Raw genomic sequence first — 3349 nt, forward strand, 5'->3', positions numbered from 1 at the left:
ATGCCCATAATGAAACCATTGCAGGGCGTTTCAAATGGGCTACACCTTATTATATATAACAAACGATAGCCATAAGAAGAAAAGAACAAATTATATTATTAACAACTATTTTTTTACGATTATGAACATGGAAAAAGAAATGAAGTATGAAGCTCCATTGGTGGAAACTATGGACGTGGAAGTGGAAGTAGGGTTCGCAGGTAGCGAGCTGGGCAGTGAAGATAAGGGAGATTTCTAAGCTAGCCAATCCAACATTCAAGAGCTTCTGGGGCATAACAGGCAAATGTTGTGCAGCTATTAAGAATGACAATTAAGAAACATTTATTAATTAATTATTAAATTGTAACAATGAAAAAAGTATTATTAGCATCGGCATTACTGGCTTTCATGGCTAGTTGTACCGAAAATGAATTGGATTCACTCCCTGCATCCAAACAGAACAACGGGATTTCGTTTGTGGCTGAACAAGCTCCAATGACCCGTATGCAGTGGGATGAAACCGAAACTTCTTATGTGCCGTTTTGGTATGCAGAGCAAGACCGGATTGGTATTTTTGCTGCAAATGTTCAGAAAGGAGCATTCAGCTCAGAACAGGATTTAACCGGTCGTATGTTGACCAGCTGGCAAGGCCTTCCTTCTGTAGCAGGTGTTGCAGATGCCACTTACAAAGCTACACAATCCAAACAATCAGGAGCCTTCACTGCTGTAAGTGACGCTGACTTATTGCACTTCAATGGCGACAAAGAAGCACGTTTCTTGGCTGTATATCCAAGCACCATAAAAGCTAACTATGAAACAAAAGATGGTGCCGGTAAAATCGTTTTGAGCAGTTTGCCTGACATTGTTAGTCAGACACAGACGACCGTTAAGGGTAACAACTCTGCAATACCTATGTATAGTATGAGTATTGCTTCCAAAGAGAATTCTTACGATGCGGTTGGCGAAAAAGTAAATCTGCGTTTCCAACGCCCATTGGCTGCATTGGTAATGAAAACAAAGAATGCAAACGACTATACGGAAGTGGATGCTACGACACTGAAATCCATCTTCGGTAAACTGACCAAAGTAACGGTTGAAGCTAAAGGTTATGAAGAAGCTAGCAATGATATTGCCCCTTCTGTACTGGCTTATGATAAAAGCACAGCCACCATTGTTGTTGATACTTTGGATTATACGGCTACATTCGAGAATGGTATTGGTACAAGTACTGCCAGCAAAGTTGACTTGACTATCGGTACTGGAGGTTTGGATTGGGACGACAACGCTTTGGCCATCGCCACCATTACGAAGGTTAATCGTAAAGCATTCGTAGATAAGGGCAAGAAAGAAACAATGGAAGTTGTTTTCAATTTTGAGAATATTGATTTGACCAAAACATTGGAAACAAATAAAGATTGGAATGGCTTTATCGAAGTACCGGCATTGGATATTGAAGAGTATCCCTATCTGGTAACCAAAGGTACTGCCGGTAGCGCACGTACATTGATTGTCAATAAGGGCAAATTCAGCGACATCTACAATGAAGAAAAAGACCAAGTAAAATGGACCGACGAATATGCAGTAAATGGCGAGATTGCTTTAGCAAATATCGAAACCATCATCTCTAAAGTGAAACTGAGCAACGAGGAGCTTCTTGCTATCAAGAAATTCACGGGTTTGAAGAACTTGACTTTGGCAAACAACACTTCTATGCCGAAGGGAACATTCGATGCTGCATTGGGTGGTCAAATCGAAAAACTTGAATTGCCGAAGGTTACTGAATACTTGGATACCCAGGCATTCTCTAAGTTGGTCAACCTTGATATCAATTCATACGAATTTGCAGAGAATGACGTATATGGCCTCTTGTTCAACAGCAATACGAAGGCTACTTTGAAGACTTTGAAGATTGAAGGTATGACATCCATGCGTCCTACTTTTGGTTATGACCGTACCATCACATTCCAAGACTTCACTGCACTGGAAAATGTAGCTTTGAATCCTGTTGAAGTAGCTCTGACTTCCAATGCTTTCAACGGCTGTACAGCTCTGAAGAGCGTAACCGGCGTAATGGATATTACTAATGCTCCTTCTGCATTCGAAGGTGCCGGTGCACAAAACTTTGCAGTAAATGTATCAACCACTATTATCCCGAGCAAGGCGTTTAAGGGAGCTAAGATTTCGTCAGTACTGAAAGATGATGCAGTGATTGTTCCGACTGAAATTGGTGCAAGTGCATTCGAAAGCAATATTGCTATCGAAGAGATGGATTTGAGCAAGGCGACAACAATCGGAAAAGCTGCATTCAAAGGTGCGACAAGCTTTGTAGGTACAAAGACAAACCGCAATGTTGTAAACATCAGTGTTAAAGAGATCAATGATGAAATCCTTTCCGGTACAGCTGTTGTACGTGTTCAGTTCCTTGAGGCTACTAAGATTGGTTCTGACGTATTCGGAACCAGCACTCCGAGTGCTTTGAAGCAAATCAAGTTCCTCAAAAATGTCGGAAAATTAGTTACTACTCCTGTAGCTTCTGCTTCTACGCCGTTTGAAAATACGACTTTAACCAATGTAGACTTGTTCGTTTCAATGGCACAAGCTGATATGGAAGATTTGGAATGGCTAGGTGGTACCTTCAAGTCTATTACAAGAGAAGATAAGGTTTTTGAATAAAGATTACCCCCGATGCATCCATTGTGAGGCTATGGGATTGGTAAACTTTAAATAATCGAATAAGAGGTGAATACCCAAAGGTGTTCACCTCTTTCTTGTTTTGTATACTTGATATGGTTATTGTCTAACGGGTGCAGGTTCCTGGTAAGTCCTGATAGCGGGAACCATCTGGCCAATGACAAGGGGACCATTGTGAGTTGGAATCTGAAAGAAGCCTGCGACAAACATTTGGCCTAACGGACAGAAGCTTCATATAAGGCATGTGACCGTGGATGACATAACGCACCCAAACCACCAAGGTCAAGGCTACCGTTGCTATTCCCAATGCCTTGAAGACGCGGGTAAGCGAAGTTAACGTAACGCTTTTCCCACGTTTCGGTTTGGTATACATCATATCGGATAATGTCAGAAACACGCGGGTAAGGCTTATCACACTAATGCTCTGTAAATGGGAGTATAGCGAACTATGTGACGAAAAAATACAGAGAAAAAGACCGAAAATAAAATCAAAAGGAGCTGATAAAGACTTTTAAGAGGAAAATTTAAACAGACTCTCAGTTTTGCACACATCTTTTTGATATTAAAAGCCATGGCAAAAAGGTGCTGCAGAAGAAGTGCGACAATACTGCAAAGTGATGGCAACATGGCAAAGTAATAGCCCCCCATAAACCGCTTGCGGCGGCACTACAGGAAACTT

General features: G+C 41.4%; 1 protein-coding gene. It reads left to right on the forward strand.

Annotated elements, in window-relative coordinates; all coding sequences use genetic code 11:
- Nucleotides 1-348: 348 nt before the first annotated feature.
- Nucleotides 349-2652: a leucine-rich repeat protein gene (locus tag JCM16496_RS20790; protein WP_128809787.1), complete on the forward strand. Its 2304-nt coding sequence runs from the start codon at nt 349-351 to the stop codon at nt 2650-2652.
- The last annotated feature ends 697 nt before the right edge of the window (nt 2653-3349 follow it).

The sequence above is a fragment of the Bacteroides rodentium JCM 16496 genome (genome assembly GCF_000614125.1).
Classification (GTDB): Bacteria; Bacteroidota; Bacteroidia; order Bacteroidales; family Bacteroidaceae; genus Bacteroides; species Bacteroides rodentium.

Coding starts and splice junctions, on each gene's coding strand:
- JCM16496_RS20790 (WP_128809787.1), top strand. CDS start 349: ATGAAAAAAGTATTATTAGCATCGGCATTACTGGCTTTCATGGCTAGT.